Below are 20,762 nucleotides of genomic sequence, written 5' to 3'. Positions count from 1 at the left end.
ATATAAATTAAAAAGCCGCCAAATATTTTAGCAGCTTTATTTTCACACTCTTATTCCTGGTTCCCAACCAACTTCACTGGCTTTTTGATACACATCATATAATATTTTGCATTGTTTTTCAGATGGAAATGCAATTTTTCCTTCTGTATATTTCATCAAAATGTCCCTTTGTGTTACTGAAAGGTCTCTTCTATTCTCAGGTCTACTATAATAAGCAAATAAATCCATCCAGTTTTCAAAATTCATAGTTACTACAAAAGTTTGAAGTTCGATACCTTTATCTACTTTTTTAGTCTCTCTTTCTTCTCTTTGGACATATTGAGTTTCTTGTTTTGTATTTACGAGTTTCTTTGGCAATACAATATCCATATCAGCATTTTTTACAACATGCCAACATTGCTCTTTTTTACACCATTCACCTACGTTTTTAAATCCACCAGGTGGGTCCATTAAAAGTTCATAAACTTCTCTTGTTATAGCCTTCATAATTTCTATTAACTCTGTAGAGATTATTTGCTCTTCCCAAATTTTAAGGAAGTTAAGATATAGTTTTTGATTTTCACATAGATGCGCCAAATAAGCTATTGCATAAGTAACTGTTTGCGCACGATAAGCATTTTCATACCAATCTGCTTTAGAAATTATATTTTCAGTAGCTTTAAATAAAATAATACGTGCTATTGATTCTTTAAAATAGCTTTCTGTAATAGCTAAAGCATCTTTTTCTAATTTCTCCGTAGTTTGTTCAGCAAACTCTGCGAAACTATACTGTGCACCTTTAGAAACAATCCAAGGTTTCTTTAACCATGTATTTTCACTTTTAGCTAGTAATGTTTTATCAATTAGCTGTTTTTTAGGATGTTCAATTACAAACTGTTTCTTTTTAGCTGTTGTTAAATATGCCTGTTCATTTAAATATTCTCCACGCACGCGCTCATAATACCAGTGTGTTCTTAATTGAGACCCACCACTTGCGGCAGCCCAAATACGTTTTGAATAGTCTTTCATTTCTTTATGGAAAGGACTATTAGAAAAGAAATCCGATTTGTTGACCTTATTTTGTGTATTTGCATACTCAGATACTTTTGAAACAAACTGACCTTTATTTTCAATCTCCTTAACCACAGATAATTTCATTTGTACTTTTACCTTTGAAATATCCAATTTAGAATTCTTTTTGGCAGCGTATATAGCAGAAGTAGTTTGACCACCATTAACAATTTGAAAATCAACTAACTTAGTAATAAAACCATTTTCATATTCTACCGATGTTGCCGTTGCTGTAATTCCATTGTTATATGCAAAAAATAACTCTGGTCTGTTTTCAATTGTATTTTTAATTCCCTTGTTAACTCCGCCCTTAAATTGCAGGAATGTCCTTACATTTTGTTCTAATAACTTTTGGCCGTATTCATCGTAGATTTCATATAATTGTTCACCATTTAATATTGATAAATAGGCTTGATAATCATCCGAATCATTGTTAATTGGCAAACATGGAATTTTTGTGTCAATCTCATATGAAGCACCGTCCATTTGAGAAGCATAAATTTTATATAAATAATTAATATCTATAACTCGGTAATCATATCCTATATCATCAATAGATTCTGATGGTATTTCAGAAATAGTTCTTGTAACATTTCCATCTGTCAAAACCATTAATCGAAACTTTTCTATATGCCCAGCTTTTAGTTCATGGAACAGTTTAAAGGCTAATTCATAACCATCTGATGTTTCTTCTAAATCTAAATGAAGACCGTTTTTCACTTCAACTATAAATTTTTTTAATCTATTAAACTTTGTTTGTATTTGTTGTCTATTTAGGGTAGTTATTTCATCTGATTGGAAAAACTGAAAGTTAATTAGTGTAAATAATTTACGTTCTTCATCATAATCATAGCCATAAACTTCTACTCCAGTTTTGTAATAGGATGCCGCTGTATAATTTTTTGACAAATCTCCGACATCTACTAAGTCTTGACAAAAAAGTTCGAAAAATGATTGAGGTTTTAATAATCCTCGGCTTTCTGTATCTGACAAAATAGATTGTAAAAAATCTTGATGGAAATCCTTTATTGTAAACATGATTTACCCCCTAATCAAAATTCCATTTCCTCTTTTTCAACTTCAAAAGCGTTACAAGATGTTAAATCAATTGTATATTTTAAGCGCTGAATTCCTTGAGACAAATCTCCAGGAATAATTCTAGGAAACTCTGATTCAATTTTATAATAGGTTGAATCATCAACTATAAAACTAATCAATGGTTCTTTGACTAACTCTGGGAAAAAACCATATGCTTCTATTTTATTCATAAACAGTTCTTGTATTAATGGATCTTTCGCATTCTCAGAAATATCATTCACAAGATCTTTTACTGTATATCCTGCTCTATTTTCTGATAAAGAAAATGCGGCTAAAAATAAGTTTTCTTTGGGTGTATATAGTTGCTCTTTTGAAGAAATTTCAACTACTTTTTCATTCGATGTTTTATAAGTTTTTACCTCAGCAGCTGAATTTTCTAAAACAAAATCTTGTTTCTCGAATTTTGGTCCATTCCAATTTTTAATAGATTCTTCTAAACCTATTTTATCTTTTAAAACCGTTTGTATAAAAGTCAGCTCTCCAAATAACCCCATTTGCTTTTGAGGCGAGAAAGAATTTTTCAAATCTTGTTGTAGCAGCTTTTTCCAACGTAATAGTCTTTGTGCCATTTTCGAAATCATATCTTGATCATTTTCATTAGCCGCTGCAACAGAAATCAAGTCTTTACATAGCACTTCAAAGATTTCCAAATCACTTTTATCATTCAAAATTAATATTAATTTATTAGGTGAGCTTGTTTTATCCAATTCTACTTGAATACCTTTTAACTTAATAAGGTGATCTTCTGTGAACGAACTTTCTTTACACTGGATCATTAAACCCACTCTATTATTAGCATCAGCAACCCAATGAATCACATGTTGATGAATATTTTTAACACGATTTTGTGTCAATGGTGTTAGTTTCTCCCATGGATTACTCATCTTCATACACCTCATCATATTCTTCATCAAAATCAACATTTTTTATCGCATCTTCTATTTGTTTTATGTAAACACTATTAATTTTTACTTTAACTAAATCTGTATTTAATGCGCCATCATTATTGAAGCTAAAACTTAATCCAATAACATCCTTAGTCAATATTTTTTTTGTAATTTTATCCTCTACATTTAAAGTTAAAAAGTGAACAAACAACAAAGGATTATTTAGATTTTCACGCATTTTCTCTGGTTTCTCTTTTTTTAAATCATTATCAAACATAATTGACTCTGCGTTACCCCGTGCTAATTGACTTTTTTTAGTTTTAAAACAACCTTCTACTAAATCGACTGTCCTTTTTTGTCTATTAACACCAATCTTAATGCCATCCTCAATTTCGATTTCTTCACATTCACCATTATTAATTACAATATCCCATTTACCTTCATAATCATTTATAAACTCTCGAATAAATGCAATCGGGAACCTCGTTCGTAATCCTAATAAATCCTGTGCATAGAATTTATACTGTCTTATAAATTGCTCAATTAATTCATTATTGACTTCACGCCAAACTAATCCGGCAGTTTTTCTCTCATATTCAAGATTATTATATAAGTTTCCTATAAATTTTTTAGCTAACTCTTCATTTATTGTAATGTCTTTTTCTTTATTACTAATATAACGAGTTTCTTTAAGTTGGCCTTTTAAATCCATACTTAAATACATTTCTTCTGTAAACTTAGATTTATTACGAGCTGTGACCTGTAAAATACTATCTGGATGTGTTTGGACAGCTAATCCAAATTCCTCTGGTGTACGTTTTTCGTACTCCATAACTTTTAACTTTTTCATTAAATCTTTAGTTGCATTATTAATATGAGCGAAATTCCGATGCATACTTTCTGTCATATACACTCTGCATAAATCTTGGTAGCCCATTCTATAACCAAACCAACGTCCCATTTGCATTAAAGTATCATAATATATTGTTGTACGAAGGAAATAACTAACACTTAATCCTTCTAATGTGAATCCTCTTGCTAAACTTAATCCGCCTATTACAATTGCATTAGTTTGACTATCATCTCTGTATTGTAGGGGTAATTTCATTTTTTGATGAACATCAATGACCTGAATACTTTCGATTGAATCACAAACACTCAATAATACTTCCTCAAAAGAAAATTCAATATCTCCCAAAACTTTATTGAAAGTATCTTTTATATCCAAAATACTTTTGCTTCGATGCATATCAATTGGAAGTTTACCGTATGTCTTTAAAGCTCGCTTCAGATTGTCATGATATTCCTTTACTAAAGATTTAATATCCATATGGATGCTAGTGAATCTTGTAATATGGATAAGCATACTATTATGTTTAAATTGACCTCTTAAATTACGAATCCCTACGTTTAAGACGAACACCCGTACCGCTTCTAATAAAGAAGGTGGTAATTCTTCTACAATGTAATCAGATTTATGTCGAATTAAAAAACTAGCATTCAATGCAAGTGCTTCTTCATAGGATTGTTCTTCTTTATCAAAGTCTAAATCTAATATAACTTCATCATTTGGCACATGAACTACATATTTACTTTTAATTTCTTCACTGTCTTCACTATCTTCTTCATTAAAAATTACCTGTGCCCCAAAGTAGTTATCTGGCGGACTTAAAGCATAAATAAAATCCCGTGGGAATAAATCATCCCCAAATTGTTCACTTTTAGCTGCATGATCGATAAAAATATTAGCAAATGGTGTTGCTGTATATGCCACATATGCACTTTTCGTAAACTTTCGTAATAATAAACGAATCTTTTTGTTAATTACAGTAGGATTATTTTCATCCTTAGTATTAATTGATGCATAGTCCGATTCGTCATCAATAACTAGCATTGGCTTATCAATCTGATTTGGATACTTATCTAGCCACTCTAATAATCTATCAAGTGTTTTTGTATGCTTTTTAATCACAACTAATATGGGTAATTGCATATTTTCAAAATTTGTAGTTTGACGTCCCTGAGCAATTTCTTTTTTGAAATCACTGGTTTCACTAGTTAAACAATCTGGCATTTTATCAGGTCTAAATCCAGCTAAACTTCCTACACCTTTGGCATTTACTCCAATAAAAGATTCCTGTAACCTTTTCTGTGTTTGGTCACGTAAATTATTTTGCCCACCCGCTATGACCACAATAAATCGGTATCCAGCGTCTGCTGCTTTACAAATTAGAGCAGCGTAATTTCCTGTTTTGCCGGACTGTACATGACCTACAACCATCCCCTTAATCGAAAATGGATTTCCTTCTGGATCTGCTAGATTATTCATTACTACAGCTGTGTCTTCATCTGTTATATCCAATACATTTTTAGGTAAACTATTTTGCATATAAGTTTGATAATTATTGAAATAGTAGTTTTCATTCACTAATTTCTTTTTACCACTCCACCATGTCAAATCTCGATTGCGTGACTCTTTACTTTGAACTAAAATGCCTTTTTCAATTCGCACAATGAAATTTGATTCTAATTCTTCCTGTAAAGCCCTCCAATCTTTTTCATCAAGTGGCGTTATGTCATCTATACCAAATGCATTTAAAAAATCCCATCCAAATTTCTCAACATTATCTCTCCATTTACGGATACTGTTACTTATTTCATCCGATTCAAGCGCACCTTTTTTATGCTGTAATACATTAACAATAGCTCTATATATACCTTGATAGGTTTCGTTTACCTTCATTTAAGCAACCCCGCATTCTCACCACTGAAAATTTCTGTACTTAATAGTTCTTGAATTTCTTCTTTACTAAGCCCCTTTGCTTTCAAGTTTTGAACCAATTGGCTCAAATCAATTTCTTCAATTGTTGCCTCTTGTTTCACCTTATGGGGATTAGCATGAATCTGTGCCACAATCGTATCAATTGGCAAGTAACCTTCTAAACTTTTCAAAAAGATTTTTAAAAGATTTTGTTGTTGCTCATTTAAATCAACTTGTAGCTGATCTAAAAGTGGATGTTTTTCGTTGATAACAAATCGAATTTGATCGTTATCTGCTATTTGGTCCCAGAAATGAATAGTACTACTTGTAGTCATTCGTTTTCCTCGACCTGTATAGGGCCTAGAACCTTTAGTAGTAACCTGTTGAATAATTCTTTTTAAATCTTTTCGTAGCTCTGGTACTGGACGGGCAGTAGATTTTTTTATATCAATTCCCCATTCAGAATCTTTATTCGACGGAATCTCAATTTTTATTCTTACTAGCCTGTGGGTATCATTCATCTTATGCAGCCCCCACCAAGTACCATAAATCAATAATCGATATCCACGATAAAGATAAAATCCCTGTGATTTTGTATATCCTTCTGCAGTAGCATAACGATCAAATTCCTTCTGAGATAACTTAGAGTGATGTGGCAGGATATATGGCTGAATATTTATTTTATAGTTATTGAAGTAAATTTTTTCTTCTTGAAATTCTTGCGTTGCTTTATGATTTGGATTAAATGGATTAAAGGCCTCTACATTTGCCCCATTAATGAATATATTAAGACGTTTGCGTTTTGGAACTTTACCCTCTAAAAAATAATGGAATACCAATGAAAGATGATGATGTAATTCTTCGACACGTACAGGGATATCTTCTGCTTTGAACGAATCTATGTTCTCCCAGATTACTAATGTGCCATATTCCAAATTTTTAAATTCAGAAAATAGTGGGTGATTTTCAAAAACCTCAACTTCAGGAGTTATTAATAACCACTCATTCTTCTCAGAAATATAATCCAAATCCCACTGTTTAATAGAGATAGTCTCATTCCTTTTAGATAACACAGTAAGTTTTCGACATTGTGAAAAAGATGCAGTTTTTAACCCTAAACCAAACTTACCTAGATCATTCGGATCTCGAGTTCTGTCTGGATCATGCGTCGCTAATCGCATCGCATTTATTAGATCTTCTTCCTCCATGCCCCAACCATCATCTAGTATTGAGAAATTTATTTCTGGTTCCGGCAAACACAAAATTTTGATGTTCTCCGCCCCAGCAGTAATACTGTTGTCTAATATATCCGCTACCGCAACTTCAAAAATATAACCTATATCTCGCAATGACTTAATAAAGTTACCTACAACTGGATTCACAATTTCAACTTCCATACATATTCACCTACAAAATTTATATTATTACTAAATTAAAGAAATATCTTTAGGCTAATTGTATAGTATAATTTAATAATATAATATATTTGAATTATTATAGGAGTGGAAATTTCTATGACTTATTATTTAAAAAAACTTGGGCATCAAGAATTAGGTAGCGTTACTCCATCTAAACCTATACCATCAAGAGGTAGATATATTTATATTTCTAAGAATGAAAATGTACTTTCTTTTTTTCCGTATCTCTCAAAAACCGTTAAAAATGATTCATTTCTTTTACCTATAGTTCCACTTTACTTAAGTAGACCAGCAAAAATTTATTGCAATTATATATATCATAATGATGCATATCATGATGGTACTCGTAATGAGTACAGAATATATTTGAATAACGCATTAGAAGACAATTTATACCTATTTTCTAGTAATGATATTGTAATTTTAAAAAAAGAGGAAATTCCTGTTGAAGAAGGCATTCAGTCCGTATTTTTTTTGGATTTAGTAAAGGCAAATGATCCATTATATAACAAATATTGCGACATTATTACTCAATCCAATATTCGAGGAGAACATGCCATACACGAAGAACAGTTGAGTGAAACTGACAAAAAAATTAACTCATTCCTAAAAAACGGAAATTTAAGTCCCGTTATTGATAATACCGTCGCAAAGAAAGCTCAAGAATCATCAAATAATCTAGAAGATTTGTTTAATGCTATATCATTTAGAGATTTTGTTATGACTGGTTATGGAGGGGTTTGTGCTATTACTGGAAACGTTATAAAATATGGAGCTTTTAATAACTTAGAAACAGCACATATTAGACCTAAAAGTCATGGTGGATCCTATATACCTAACAATGGAATTCCATTGAGTAGAGATATTCACTGGGCCTTTGACAAAGGATTTTTCACACTAAGTGATGAATTTACTATTATGGTACATGAAAAGGTTGAGAACGAGTATTTAACTTCTCTAAATGGTGTAAAAATTAAAACACCTGAAAATGATTTTTTTAAGCCCGATAAATCCAATATTAAATATCATCGTGAAAATGTTTATGGTCTATTTTTATCCTCTGGAAGACTATAGATTTTATTCCAAGAAATATTCACATAAAAAAGGGCTAAAGGAAATTTGAATAATTTCCTCTAGCCTTTTACTAATTAATTTAAAATAGGAATTAACGCTTCCGCTAATTTCTCTGAAAATCTAGGCGGAACCGCATTCCCAATCATTTTATAGTTATCTCCTGCACTTGAAATAAACTCATAATCATCATCAAATGTTTGTAATCTGGCCGCTTCTCTAACTGTAATACTACGGGCTTGATTTGAGTCAGGATGGATATGTCTTAGTCCATCCTTATACAAATGGGCTGGGATCGTGTTACTCGGATTCTCCCATCTAAGCACATGATACTTATGCACATTAGACACTTTACCTGTCATTTGGGTATAAAGTTTTTTTAACTCTTCACTTGAAGTATATTTATACTCACCTTTTTCAATATCCAAAGTTAATAACTGAAATATTTCAATATCTCGCTCACTATGATATCTAGGAATGTGATTGTATACGCCCTCATTATTATGAATTGTATGCGAGTACTTTTTACCCTTTACTTTTGTTATTTTCGTTAGAGGATACAGCTTAGGTAAATCTTTTATTGCATCTTTCACTGTCTTTGTTTGTTCTTTATATTTTGGTAAACCTACTTTATAAAATTCTTCCAAAACTTCTTGCGCATTAAGAAATAAATCATTTCTTAATCCAATAATAATTACTCGTTTTCTCTTTTGAGGTACACCATACTCAGATAAGTCTAATTGTGCAAATCCTTTTAAATCATTAATAATACTGTACCCTGATGCTTCAATATCTTTTCTTATAAGATCTGTAACATATTGCTGTCCACCTGGTCTAGCGCTTAGCATTCCAGGTACATTCTCAAAAACAAATAGTTTAGGCTGATAACGTCGAACTACTGACAAATAACTTTCAAATAAATAGTTCCTATAGTCTTCTCTCATACCTTTATTATCGCGAATTCGTCCTGCCATTGAGTAAGCTTGACATGGCGGCCCACCAATAATTAAATCCACTGTTCTTTCACCTACAAGTTTATCTAAACCATTATGTGCTCCATACTCGTGGTCATTGTCCCATCCGTTGAAAAGTTCCTCAGTGCGTTGAATATCAAAACGCATTACTTTTTCTGTGGCATCAGAATACCCCCATTTTGTAGATAAACGGTTAATTAAATTTTCAACTTGTGGTTTCTCCCATTCTACAGCCGCAAGCATATTAAATGCACCATTCTTCTTAAACCCTTCTGAAAGTCCCCCACAACCAGCAAAAATATCAATAAAATTATATGTCTTCATCAGTTCTCACCATCTGTTAAATACTTCTCTAGCTGTTTGCCTAATACGTAGCCTAATAATGGGGGCACTGCATTTCCGACCTGTTTATATTGTTGTGTCTTATTCCCATAGAATACAAAATCGTCTGGAAATGACTGTAGACGAGCATTTTCACGAACAGATGGTACTCTGTGATATTTATAATGAAAGTGATTTCTATGTCCTGTATCTATTGTTTTTGAAGGTTTTTGACTATGGTAACGTGTCCAAGCTTCATTAAATTTACGACTCTCGCCAACACCTGGGGGTAAATCTTTGTGATTTCCACCTTCAGGTACTTGTGAAATTACATCTATTACAAGATCAGTATGTTTTGTACCAACATGATTGAATAATTTATCCGTATTATTTCTCATTTTCTTTTGATACGGTGTTGTAGCAGGTTTCTTATACTCCGCAATATCTGATCCCAAATCATCTGTAAAGTCATGTAAATCTCCTATAGCTGCTTCACATCCAACATATTTATCTGAAGTTACTAAGGGTTCCGGAAACTCAAACACTTCTCCATTTTTTAATCCTACAAAGAATAAACGTTTTCTTATTTGCGGCACTCCATAATCTGGCGCAAATAAAATTTTATCCGTAATAGTATAGCCTAGTTTTGAAAATTCCTTATAGATTTCTTCCTTAGCTTTTCCTTTATATAAAGTCCCAAGACCCGGCACATTTTCTAACACAAAAGCTTTTGGTTGAAAAAATGCTACGGCGTTAACCATTGCTTGAAACAACGAGTTTCTTTCGTCATTCTCTTCACGCTTACCTGTAAGTGAAAAGCCTTGGCATGGTGGTCCTCCGATAATTAAATCAACATTTTTATTATTAGTTAGATCTGCCATCTGTAAAATTGTTGATCCTTGAAAAAGATCTCCATTCATGGCAACTGCATCACCATGATTTTCTTTAAATGTTTTTAAAGCATGATCATTATTATCTATTCCAAGCAAAACTTCATATCCTGCATCCATAAAACCTCTAGAAAGTCCTCCGCAGCCACAGAACATATCTATGACAGTCGGTTTTTTGTTACTCAATGTTACTCCACTCCAATTAATTCTAAATATATTTAGTTATTTTTCTCTATATAAACGTATGTTAAATTTATATCCACAGGTTAAAATTTTAACATATCCTCAATCAAAAATTTCTAACATATTTATATAATTTTATACTTCTACTCATGGCTTAACAAACAATTAGTTTTATACTTGCATTTTTAGTTTTAATAGTGAATTAATAGAGTAATACAATGACCTATTTATATAAATTATGGTAAATTTTATTTATATAATTTAGAAGGAGGAAGATTCTATTGATACTTATAAATCAATGTAATTTGGAATTATATGACCCTAAAACAAATGAGGTACAAAGTAAAAGCGGATTGAATTGGGGTAATAGTAAAGGGAATACAAATCCAGGTGATACATACATTCCTATTAGAAAATCACATATTAAAAATCATCCAAAATTGTTTCCTCCAAAACAAGTAAGTATGGATTTAAGTACTTCAATTGGAAGACTACAAATACAAAATCACCCAGTAGAACTGGTTTGGGATGATGGTACACGAATGGAAGCTCTATTTGAAGGTTCCCAATCGTTTAGAGGAACTGATTATCCTAAGCAGATCTCAACTTTTCAAAATAAAAATTTAATAGGTGTATATATTAGAAAAAGACTAGGGCTTTCTCCTACAGCTACTGTTAGAAAGGCTGACTTAGATGCTTACGGGCGTGATTATATAAGCATATCTCTTTTGTCAGATAGTGTATATTTCGTGGACTTTTCCGTGTCCAAGTAATTTTAATATCATTTAAAGAGTCATACTTTATTTGAGAATATTCTCTTATTACTGCCTTAAAGTGGCCATTTTACTATCCATACACACCTAATATTGGCCCTTTCAACTGGCCGACTTCCCCCCATATTCCGTGCTAGAATGTACCGACTAATCTACAATAGAAGGTGCATTCAACATGGTACGGACAAAAGAAATATATGATGAACATTCAAGTATTCGGGATATATTACACAAGAAAATAGAGAATGAACATAACCGTAAAATCATACGACTCGAGGACAATAGAAATATATTGGGAATGCCAGAAAAGTTTAATGTAATAAGCCTCTTTACCGGCTGTGGGGGGCTAGACTTGGGCTTCGAGCTTGCCGGTCTAGCTGCGGTTATTGGTGAAGAAGCAGCGATGGAGGCATTTCAATCTAAGGAAGCATTCGATGAGGTGCGTGGGCAAAGTATTTTCCATACGATTTATACGAATGATTTATTTGTCGAGGCGAATGAATCGTATAGCCGCAACTTCCCTAATCATAATTTTCAGCATGGCATTGATATTCGCAAAGTGCGAAACTTTCCCAAAGCGGATTTAGTCGTTGGTGGGTTTCCATGTCCTGGATTTAGTGAGGCGGGCCCCCGTTTAGTTGATGATGAGCGTAACTTCCTGTATATCCATTTTATTCGCTGCATTACACAAGCAAAGCCAGCTGTGTTTGTTGCCGAAAATGTGAAGGGTATGCTGACGCTTGGTAAGGGTCAAGTGATTCGTCAAATTACGAAGGACTTTGCAGCTGCTGGATATAGCGTTCAATATAAGCTATTGAATAGTCGGGATTACGGCGTTCCTCAACTGCGCGAACGTGTTTTTATCGTTGGTGTTCGCAATGATTTATCCTTTAAATATAAGTATCCGAAGCCGACGCATGGCACTGCATTATTTCCATTTGTTACGCTACGTGATGCGATCGGTGATTTAGAAGAGGCGCCAGGTCCTTACTTTACTGGTTCGTATTCAAGTATTTATATGTCCCGTAACCGTAAAAAATGTTGGGATGAACAAAGTTTTACGATTCAAGCATCCGGGCGTCAGGCTCCCCTATATCCAGCTGGACTGCCAATGCAAAAAGTGGACAAGGATCAATGGATTTTCCCAGATGGGGCAGAAAATCATCGCCGCCTGTCTGTAAAAGAAATTGCCCGTATCCAAACGTTCCCGGATTGGTATGAATTCAGTGATGGCGGAAATATGAGCGTGCAAGAAAATAACCGTCTAGATAAGCAATACAAACAAATCGGCAATGCCGTTACCGTGTTACTTGCAAAAGCAGTAGCCACACCGATTGCGGAATGGGCTGTTAATGCGATTCAAGCAAGACAAATTGAAAACACACAGAAGTTGAATTTGTTTTAGTAACAAAGCAAAGCCCCTACCCAGAGGCTTTGTTTTTTCATTTCATTCCATCCCCTCTCTTCTTTCCCCATACAATACTAGACTCACCTAGAACTCCTTAATGCCAAAAACAGGATACCAGTATAATGGAAGTTACTAATGAAATAACTAGCAATTTCATTACATACAAAAAATATATAGATTGACATGAGTTTTAACTTTCAATAAAATTTAAATATTCAAATAAGTTAGTAGCTACTAACTAACCTATTATTACATCTCACTAGAAAGGATTCGATCATGCTTACTGAAAAAAGGATTCCTGCTGAAAAAAGAAAACGAATGATTATACGTGCTGCGATTGATGTTTTTTCAGAGTCTAATTATCGGGTAGCTAAAGTATCCGATATTGCGGAAAGAGCTGGGATTACGGATCCAATGATTTATAAGTTTTTCAAATCAAAGAGTGAGCTGTTTCAAGAGATTCTTATTACGACTAGTGAACAAACGATTGTTAAATTTTTTACAAGGGAGTTTTTCCAACCTGAGAATTTACAAACGAAAGATGATTACATTGTGACGATTGAAAAAAGTTTATGGGCTTATTTCAATAATATGGAGCAATTCCAAAAAGAACTAAAAGTCTATTACCAGGCAATTTCTGAAGTAGATGAATCCGATGTGAGAAAAGTATTAAGAGATTCCTATCAAAATTATGCATCTATATATGAGTCTATTTTGCAAAAAGGGACCGATGATGGACTATTGCATTTAACGATGGACGTGCGAACAATCGCTTGGGATATTGTTGGCTTTACGATCCAGCAAAGTACTTTATTTATTATCGGATTTTATGATGTGCAGGATATGCAAACACTTTTAAGAAAACGAATTCAGACGTGGATTCCATAATTTAAGGAAATGTTCCTGTGAGAAAAATACGCTATGTAAATGAATTGTTGAACACAATGAACAATGACGATATTATGCAATACCGCGCGCCAAACATACATAAGTAAATCAACTATTGCTACAATAACTCCTGATTTTAGCAGCAAAAGTTTAAACATATTGATGTTTTGGCGCAACATATACCATGCATTGAAGCGTTCATACATTGCCAACGGATCATGACTCACCAAAAAGAGCCCTCGCTAACTTAACGCCTGACGTAAACGGCGAAATGCGCATTGTTTTAAAACAAGCTTGTCCTCAAGTTGAGCCGTCTTTACTCGTTAAAATGAAATATGTTCCAAATACAGATGCGAATACTTAATCAAATTTAGAAAAAAAATGTGCAAAGCGTTGAAACAAGAGGCACGCGTTACGCCAAGAGTTACTTGGTATGGACCAGGTACTTTAGAGAAATCAATGGCGAAAACACCTGTATTCGAAAAAATTACTAGTAACCACAAGTCATTTATGTACATTAAAGGAGTTGCGTAAGTATGCAACATTTTCAAACATTGTTTCTCGAAAAAAATACTGACGTGTTAACCGTTACATTAAATTGTAAAAACAAAGCTCATACTGTAAATTCTGTGATGATCCAGGAAATAATCCAATTAGCAGATTTACTAAGAGATACAAACGAAATTAAATTCGTCGTCTTTACGAACCGTGGAAAAATCTTTTCTCCAGGCGCAGATTTCGTTGAACAATTGGAACATCTACATGGAAAAACTCCGAACTCTGAGCAGTTAAGCCATATGCAAATTATCGGTCAAGAAATGATGAATAAGCTTGAAAGGTTAGAACAAATTACGATTTCGGCACTTCACGGTTCTTCTTATGGTACGGGTATCGCCATAATGATGACAACGGATTTCCGTCTCATGACTGAATGTTCTGTACTAAACCTTCCAGAAAGAGATATAGACATCTTTTTAACTTGGAGCTGCACACCGAAATTAGTAAAAGAAGTAGGTGTAGTAAAGGCGAAAGAATTAATAATGCTAGGTGATGATGTTTCGGCAGAAGCTTGCTATAACATCGGTTTCATCAATAAAGTCGTCGCCGCTGACAGCATGAATGAAGAAGTCGAGCAAATCATTCAGAAGTTGAGAAAACGAGGCAATCCAGCGACTCGGAATACAAAAAAGCTTGTGAATGCCTCAGTTGCATCTAGATATTGGTGATATTATGATTAGTGAGTCTAAATTTTTGAAAAAGGAATATATTCAAGGATTCATCAATAACAAATATAAGTAATTTTCGTTACTGCGTGAAGAACTTTGGCCTATTAAAGCAAAGCCCTTCACAAGCGGCTTTGCTTTTTCCATTCCTCCCCTTCCCCTATACATCAAAGAAATTCCTACAACTCACATAACATCAAATACGCCCGGATGCGCCGGAAATAATAAACGTGCTATCTATCGGTAAGTACTTTTCTATTTTGGAGGGGTGCGCTGTGAATCTGTAGGTGTAGGGCTTGAGCTTATTCTACGGTTATGGCGAAATAAACCGCATAGGTTTTGCCGCGCATGTACGTAAACGAATTGCTTGATATGATGCAGGTGAAATTAATTGAGCGATTTCAGCAGTCGATTGATCAGTTCTCTAACGTAATAGATCACATTTTACATTCCCACTGTTTATATTCACCCCATTTTCTTCATTAGAAAGATTCTAGAAAGGCGCAGTAATATAGCGTTTGCATAAACAACCAAAAGAAATTATTAAAATACACTTTATTTTTACTTCTTTTTTGAGTATTGTTAATTTATTCAATTTATTTTCAGGGCCATAGAGAGAAGGCGTAAGATGAAGAAATATACTGGTGAGATTTTAATGCTTATTACCGCCATTATGTGGGGAAGCGGATTTATTGGGATGGACATTGGGCTCAATCATTTAACCGTTTTTCAGTTAATGGCAGGTCGATTTATATTAGCAACAATTATTTTAAGTTTAATTTTCTATAAAAAATTGAAGCTAATTAACAAATCCGTTTTGTGGAAGGGTGCTGTGCTCGGGACAATTTTATTTATTGCCTTTGCTCTTCAAACAATGGGGCTCGAATATACGACGCCATCGAAAAACGCATTTTTAACTGCGGTTAATGTGATGATCGTTCCTATAATTGCTTATGTAATTTATAAACGAAAAATTGACCGCTTTGAAATGATTGCAGCAATTATGGCTTTTATCGGCATTGCTTTCTTGTCACTACAAGGTTCGATGACGATCAATATTGGCGATGTGTTTTCATTATTATGTGCAGTTGGTTTCGCATTTGATATTTTTTACACAAATGTTTTCGTAAAAACAGAAGATGCACTGGCATTAACCATCGTACAATTTTTCACTGCTTCGTTATTAGGCGTCTTTGCGGTAATCATTTTAGGTGAGATCCCAACAACGGTATCAAACGAAGGCATATACGCAATTGTGTATTTGGCCGTGTTTTCTACAGCGGTTGCTTATGTCTGTCAAAACATCGGGATGCAATATGCAAATCCTACAAAGTCGGCCATTATTTTGTCCACAGAATCATTATTTGGGACAATTTTTTCGGTAATCATTTTACATGAAATTTTAACAGGGCGTATGATTATAGGGTGTATTTTAATTTTCGTCGCTATACTATTTGCAGAAGTGAAGCCAACTTTTAAACGGAAAAGTAGTCCTTCTCAACTGCAATATGAACAGCATAAATAATCATGCAATACACACCAATTTAGGAAGATCACTCTCGCCTCAAAGTAGGGCGAGATGATGTCCTTACTTATCTATCAAAAAAGAAACCACTCAAAAATTGCGATTTGAGTGGTTTCTTTTATTTCATTAGTTATTTATATATTTCTCAAACACATCGCCGAAATCTTTTTTCACAAACTCCGATTTTTGATCCATCATCCAGCGGTGAGAAAAGCTCGTGATTTCCTTGAAACTTGCGGCAGGTGAAATGGCATCATTGCCAATACGCCCTAACGCACTTGCCGCCAAGGTTAAGCTTTGTTTCGCCGAATCCATGCTAAATGCATTCGATTTTTGTTTAAGTGAAATCGCATGTAACGCTTTATATAAATCTTTAATTTCCGTTAAATGTTTTTTGTGAATATCAATCGACATCGGGATATTGCCAATCGTGAACTTGATTTCAACATCTAAGTCAATCGTTCCCGCTGTTTCAAGTAGCACCTGATCAATTGTGTGATACTCATAATCATAGCGGCGTAGCATCCGTTTTTTACTAATCGCATTCGCCCCGTCCACGTGAATCAGCGCAAAATTTGTAAAGCAGTACTCATCCGCTTTTGTTTTGATAAGGAAGTAAATTTCCTCATCCATTTCATTGAAAATAAAATCGTCGGCATCGGTTTTATCAAAATCCGATTTCGGAACGACCACGCCAATATCCGATAAACCAAGCGCATCTGAAGCAAATTTTTTAAACATGTACAAGTCCCCCTCTTTTTGGATATTAATTTATACGAGATCACCCATAAAAAAGTTTCACCCAAAGTAAAATAGTAATCATCCCCTATAACAGTGTGAGCCGGTCACCCTAAAGTACCCATCCTTTATAATGAAAGCTGCGTCAAATTATGCGCTTGCTTGTGAAATTCCTTGTTGCCATGGCGCACATGGAGGAAGTGAATGTACAAATGTTGTTGGAAACCCGCAATCATATTTTGATATAAGTGCATTGCCGAATTGGACTGTGCCTTCGCCAAATGATCGGCTACCCCCTCATAGTCATAAATGATATGCACGGTCTTCATACCATTAGAAAATGCCCATTCCAATGCACGTAAGCACGCCATTAATTCTGCCCCAGTATTTTTCAAATTATTAAACTGTTGATCATAAACAAAGCCAAAATCTTGATAAATACGGTCGCTTTTTTTCGGTGAATAGGCCACAATTCCGTATTTTCCAATACCATCTTTAAAGCCACCATCAATATAAATGACCACTTCTTGCGTTGGCGGAATGTGGTGGAGTGTAACATTTTTTACGGTTGGCTCGGCTACAACTGGTTGGGGTGGAGGTGATATTTTTTTGACTGGACCTACAAAATTATCGAGCCAATACTGTGCTTCTGCATCACTTGTAAATTTCTTTCCAAATGTATTTTTTTGACCAGTCATGCGGCTTTTAAATTTCGTTAATGTCGTAACGACTCCTTTGAATTGTGGACCATGCACGGCATAGTAGCCCTCTATTTTTTCAGCTTTGTGAGCCATTTTTTTCAAAGTGTCGCTAAATGAATCGAGCCAGTGCTGGGCCTCCTCCACCGAGCCACATTTTTTGCCGAATGTTTTCTTTTTACCATTTACCTTTTCCTTGTATTCCTTATGCGCTCGCACAATTCCCTTAAATTCCGGTCCGTACACCGCATAAATAGCTTTCTTCGCTACCATTTCATCACCCCAATGAACTCTACTATCTATACAATTGAATTTTTTTCCATTATATCATGCTGTAGTGTCATCGGAGAATAATAGATTTTAGTGGGATTTTCAGTTTCTTTTCTCACCTTTTAATCGATAGAATCGCAGCGAACAGCTTGTACACAAAATACCCCCACATAATGCCGACTGCGTTTAAGATTAAATCGTCTACGTCCGAGCTTCTGCCAATAAAATATTGAATAAATTCTATAAAAAAAGGCACCGCAATCGCGACCATGAGTATTCCCAGCCATGTGCGCCAACGCTGCCAAAGAAGTGGTACAAATAGTCCAATTGGTACGAATAATATCACGTTTCCTGCTAAGTTATACACAGAAATCAGGCTCCACTGGCTTGCCGTATCCCCTACGCCAACAAAGTACATCTCAATCGTCGAAAATGGCACGAAATTATAGCTTTTATACTGGCGCAAATGCATATCCACAAACAGTTTGCCTGTTTCACTATCTACGCCAATCGACCAGTGCGGAATAATTGTTTGCGAGCTAATGGCAATCGCATAGAGGGAAAAAAGTGCGAGTAGCAGTTCCCGGACAAGATTTAAGTGCACTCGGCGCCACTTCACATACACCACTCGCGCAACGATATACAAAGGAAACGTACATACCATATAAAACATCATACTGCTCAAAAATGCAGTAATCACAATCTCACCTACTTATTTTCTTTATAGAATAGAACGAAGTATAGGCTGTGATAGTTGCGGGCAGAACAAAAGAGCTAAAGCGCCTGCTTAGCCCCTACAAGCTGCTTGCGAGTCCGAAGTGAAGGCGCTCTTTGCCTTCGCCCGAGGACAGACCGCGACCTCGAGGGGCTGGCGCTTTAGCCTAGACGTTGCATTTACTTTTTTGAATGTTATCCACATGGCGACATTTTATAATTTCCTTAACAGCAAAAAATCCCAATATAGTGGCGTTTACTACATTGGGATAGTCCTCGGATTTTGATTCCTTAGATGAAAGATTATTATTTCTTGTCGGATTGCTTCTGAATATTCATCACATATTCTTCGGAAAGTCCCGTTAATTTAACAATTTCTTCCACCGTAAATTTTTGTGCGAACAAATGCTGAACAATTATTGATTGGCCCTGTTCAAATCCTTGTTGCAGACCCTGTTCCAGACCTTGTTCCAGACCTTGTTCCAGACCTTTTTGCAGACCTTTTTGCAGACCTGTTTCTAATGCCCTCGCTGCCGCTTCTTCCTCTCGTTGCTTAGCCTCGGCGATTGCTGCCGCTTCATCTTGGATACGTCTAAGTCGACCTTCGTAAGCTAAATAATGTTCTTTCGATAGACTCAGCTGTTGCCATATTGAAAATGCTTCTTGTAATGGTTCATCTTTCATCGCAATTCCCTCCAGTTCTTTATAAATATCTTCATACACCTTTATCTTTTTATTACGATGATCCACCATTCCTAAAAGCAAAAGCCAGCGTGCGAGTAAGTCATTCCAAGGATCAAGTTTTTTCTTTTTCCAATCACGAAGGAGCTTAGGAATTTTGATAAAATGAATCTCCATCACATCTGTTAGCTTTGTCTTTTCCTCATCCTCCATTAAATGATAGGTCGTGTGAAAAAGATCTGTTTTTGGCAGTAAGTTGAAATTTAAAATATTCACTGCTATTACTGGTTTGAGTGCACTGTATCCCTGTCCTTTTTCTAATGGACTTGCATACACTTTTGACCAATAATATAATGACCGTTTTACCATATCAAACTGATTAGTAAACTGAATTTCTACATTTATCCATTCATCAGCTTGTGTCACAACGAGCAAATCAAGCCTGGATTGCTTATCTTCAAAATATTCGCCGCCCACTTCGGTGTTATGGAAGGTAATATCTTGAATCGTATTGCGACCTGTTCGCTTCAAAACCGCGTTTAAAAATAGTACTGTAATATCTTTATTTTTCTCTGTGCCAAACAATTGCTTAAACGCATAATCAATTTTCAAATCCATTAGACGTGGTAATGGAATACTCAGTACAGCTTCTTTTGTCAAATAATCTCCTCTTTTCAAGTAAATATTTGACCGCACTGCTATCTGATTTCATTGTATGGAATCACCAAGTAAGCGTCAAACACAAAAGAGTAAAGTGCTCAAACTAATTATTTCCACCATTAGAAAGACTTACGCATCAAAGGAAGGAGATGTTCTCTCTTATGCTTATATGCTCAAAATTATACTTTCATATCTCACGAAAAATGTGCACCGGCTTTATGGAAAACACGGATAACACACTAAATAACCTGTGAGATTCAAAAAAGCGCAAACAAAAACAGACTTGAATTTTAAATAAATCAAGTCTGCTCATTTTTGGGTTTTAAATTCGAAGTTTCAACTATAGCCCTCGTTAGCTTTATTAGAATTCTTCACAACTTCTAATATACCCTTGCACATTTATTCTCTTATTCGGTAGTTTTCTACTAGCCATACTTATAGGCAAAAGGAAGGAGGCGATCTTGCTTTTCAAAATCGGTCCCTCTGCCCCTCAAAAATTACCCAAATATCACCAAGTCATATCGAACTTTA

The 20,762-nt window shown here is 34.7% G+C and carries 17 protein-coding genes; 7 read left to right on the top strand and 10 right to left on the bottom strand.

Going from position 1 to position 20,762, the window contains the following annotated elements; translation table 11 throughout:
* Positions 1-42: 42 nt before the first annotated feature.
* From MHH87_RS01980 to MHH87_RS01965, 4 genes are read right to left on the bottom strand one after another with little or no spacing between them, the layout of a single operon-like run.
* Positions 43-2,088 (bottom strand): AIPR family protein, encoded by a 2,046-nt coding sequence (locus tag MHH87_RS01980; protein WP_340747655.1) that lies wholly within the window; start codon positions 2,086-2,088, stop codon positions 43-45.
* 14 nt (positions 2,089-2,102) lie between these two features.
* Positions 2,103-3,032 carry a PD-(D/E)XK motif protein gene (locus MHH87_RS01975; RefSeq protein WP_340747654.1) on the bottom strand — a complete coding sequence of 310 codons (930 nt, stop codon included), beginning with the start codon at positions 3,030-3,032 and terminating at the stop codon, positions 2,103-2,105.
* Complete coding sequence (locus tag MHH87_RS01970) at positions 3,025-5,778, bottom strand: Z1 domain-containing protein (RefSeq protein ID WP_340747653.1); 2,754 nt, start codon at positions 5,776-5,778, stop codon at positions 3,025-3,027. The genes MHH87_RS01975 and MHH87_RS01970 overlap by 8 nt, the downstream gene beginning before the upstream one ends.
* Positions 5,775-7,193, bottom strand: a complete 1,419-nt coding sequence (locus MHH87_RS01965) for an ATP-binding protein (protein ID WP_340747652.1) — start codon at positions 7,191-7,193, stop codon at positions 5,775-5,777. The genes MHH87_RS01970 and MHH87_RS01965 overlap by 4 nt, the downstream gene beginning before the upstream one ends.
* A gap of 117 nt (positions 7,194-7,310) precedes the next feature.
* On the opposite strand from MHH87_RS01965, the gene MHH87_RS01960 reads away from it, so the two are divergent.
* Positions 7,311-8,288 carry an HNH endonuclease gene (locus MHH87_RS01960; RefSeq protein ID WP_340747651.1) on the top strand — a complete coding sequence of 326 codons (978 nt, stop codon included), beginning with the start codon at positions 7,311-7,313 and terminating at the stop codon, positions 8,286-8,288.
* A gap of 74 nt (positions 8,289-8,362) precedes the next feature.
* Here MHH87_RS01960 and MHH87_RS01955 read toward each other — a convergent pair whose 3' ends face one another.
* Together MHH87_RS01955 and MHH87_RS01950 are read right to left on the bottom strand one after the other, a co-directional pair.
* Positions 8,363-9,583, bottom strand: coding sequence for a DNA cytosine methyltransferase (locus MHH87_RS01955; RefSeq protein WP_340747650.1), 1,221 nt, complete (start codon positions 9,581-9,583; stop codon positions 8,363-8,365).
* Positions 9,583-10,656: a DNA cytosine methyltransferase gene (locus MHH87_RS01950; protein WP_340747649.1), complete on the bottom strand. Its 1,074-nt coding sequence runs from the start codon at positions 10,654-10,656 to the stop codon at positions 9,583-9,585. The genes MHH87_RS01955 and MHH87_RS01950 overlap by 1 nt, the downstream gene beginning before the upstream one ends.
* A gap of 278 nt (positions 10,657-10,934) precedes the next feature.
* Here MHH87_RS01950 and MHH87_RS01945 point away from each other — a divergent pair, with 278 nt between their 5' ends.
* The 6 genes from MHH87_RS01945 to MHH87_RS01920 all read left to right on the top strand — a co-directional run bounded on the left by MHH87_RS01945 (position 10,935) and on the right by MHH87_RS01920 (position 16,470).
* On the top strand, positions 10,935-11,426 hold the full coding sequence (locus MHH87_RS01945) for a hypothetical protein (RefSeq protein ID WP_340747648.1): 492 nt from the start codon (positions 10,935-10,937) through the stop codon (positions 11,424-11,426).
* A 175-nt stretch (positions 11,427-11,601) separates the two neighbouring features.
* Positions 11,602-12,831, top strand: a complete 1,230-nt coding sequence (locus tag MHH87_RS01940) for a DNA cytosine methyltransferase (protein ID WP_340747647.1) — start codon at positions 11,602-11,604, stop codon at positions 12,829-12,831.
* Positions 12,832-13,110: 279 nt separating this feature from the next.
* Entirely contained in the window at positions 13,111-13,722 is a 612-nt protein-coding gene (locus MHH87_RS01935; RefSeq protein ID WP_340747646.1) for a TetR/AcrR family transcriptional regulator, read from the top strand.
* A gap of 205 nt (positions 13,723-13,927) precedes the next feature.
* A complete protein-coding gene (locus MHH87_RS01930; RefSeq protein WP_340747645.1) occupies positions 13,928-14,086 on the top strand; it encodes a hypothetical protein in 159 nt (52 codons plus the stop codon).
* 172 nt (positions 14,087-14,258) lie between these two features.
* The gene (locus MHH87_RS01925) at positions 14,259-14,948 is read left to right on the top strand and encodes an enoyl-CoA hydratase/isomerase family protein (RefSeq protein WP_340747644.1); all 690 of its coding nucleotides are present in this window, start codon (positions 14,259-14,261) and stop codon (positions 14,946-14,948) included.
* A 625-nt stretch (positions 14,949-15,573) separates the two neighbouring features.
* Positions 15,574-16,470: a DMT family transporter gene (locus MHH87_RS01920; RefSeq protein WP_340747643.1), complete on the top strand. Its 897-nt coding sequence runs from the start codon at positions 15,574-15,576 to the stop codon at positions 16,468-16,470.
* A gap of 126 nt (positions 16,471-16,596) precedes the next feature.
* Here MHH87_RS01920 and MHH87_RS01915 read toward each other — a convergent pair whose 3' ends face one another.
* From MHH87_RS01915 to MHH87_RS01900, 4 genes are all read right to left on the bottom strand, one after another.
* Positions 16,597-17,211 (bottom strand): PH domain-containing protein, encoded by a 615-nt coding sequence (locus MHH87_RS01915; RefSeq protein WP_340747642.1) that lies wholly within the window; start codon positions 17,209-17,211, stop codon positions 16,597-16,599.
* Positions 17,212-17,336: 125 nt separating this feature from the next.
* The gene (locus MHH87_RS01910) at positions 17,337-18,179 is read right to left on the bottom strand and encodes a reverse transcriptase-like protein (protein WP_340747641.1); all 843 of its coding nucleotides are present in this window, start codon (positions 18,177-18,179) and stop codon (positions 17,337-17,339) included.
* A 112-nt stretch (positions 18,180-18,291) separates the two neighbouring features.
* Positions 18,292-18,876 (bottom strand): VanZ family protein, encoded by a 585-nt coding sequence (locus MHH87_RS01905; RefSeq protein ID WP_340747640.1) that lies wholly within the window; start codon positions 18,874-18,876, stop codon positions 18,292-18,294.
* Between the two features lie 320 nt (positions 18,877-19,196).
* The gene (locus tag MHH87_RS01900; protein ID WP_340747639.1) at positions 19,197-20,231 is read right to left on the bottom strand and encodes an Rpn family recombination-promoting nuclease/putative transposase; all 1,035 of its coding nucleotides are present in this window, start codon (positions 20,229-20,231) and stop codon (positions 19,197-19,199) included.
* Between the last annotated feature and the right edge of the window lie 531 nt (positions 20,232-20,762).

Origin of the sequence: Solibacillus sp. FSL H8-0538 (assembly GCF_038003525.1) — a bacterium.
GTDB lineage: Bacteria > Bacillota > Bacilli > Bacillales_A > Planococcaceae > JBBOPI01.
The sequence above is the reverse complement of the archived record's forward strand: the minus strand, read 5'-3'. Positions and strand labels throughout refer to the sequence as shown.

Coding starts and splice junctions, on each gene's coding strand:
- MHH87_RS01980 (WP_340747655.1), bottom strand. CDS start 2,088: ATGTTTACAATAAAGGATTTCCATCAAGATTTTTTACAATCTATTTTG.
- MHH87_RS01975 (WP_340747654.1), bottom strand. CDS start 3,032: ATGAGTAATCCATGGGAGAAACTAACACCATTGACACAAAATCGTGTT.
- MHH87_RS01970 (WP_340747653.1), bottom strand. CDS start 5,778: ATGAAGGTAAACGAAACCTATCAAGGTATATATAGAGCTATTGTTAAT.
- MHH87_RS01965 (WP_340747652.1), bottom strand. CDS start 7,193: ATGGAAGTTGAAATTGTGAATCCAGTTGTAGGTAACTTTATTAAGTCA.
- MHH87_RS01960 (WP_340747651.1), top strand. CDS start 7,311: ATGACTTATTATTTAAAAAAACTTGGGCATCAAGAATTAGGTAGCGTT.
- MHH87_RS01955 (WP_340747650.1), bottom strand. CDS start 9,583: ATGAAGACATATAATTTTATTGATATTTTTGCTGGTTGTGGGGGACTT.
- MHH87_RS01940 (WP_340747647.1), top strand. CDS start 11,602: ATGGTACGGACAAAAGAAATATATGATGAACATTCAAGTATTCGGGAT.
- MHH87_RS01935 (WP_340747646.1), top strand. CDS start 13,111: ATGCTTACTGAAAAAAGGATTCCTGCTGAAAAAAGAAAACGAATGATT.
- MHH87_RS01925 (WP_340747644.1), top strand. CDS start 14,259: ATGCAACATTTTCAAACATTGTTTCTCGAAAAAAATACTGACGTGTTA.
- MHH87_RS01920 (WP_340747643.1), top strand. CDS start 15,574: ATGAAGAAATATACTGGTGAGATTTTAATGCTTATTACCGCCATTATG.
- MHH87_RS01915 (WP_340747642.1), bottom strand. CDS start 17,211: ATGTTTAAAAAATTTGCTTCAGATGCGCTTGGTTTATCGGATATTGGC.
- MHH87_RS01910 (WP_340747641.1), bottom strand. CDS start 18,179: ATGGTAGCGAAGAAAGCTATTTATGCGGTGTACGGACCGGAATTTAAG.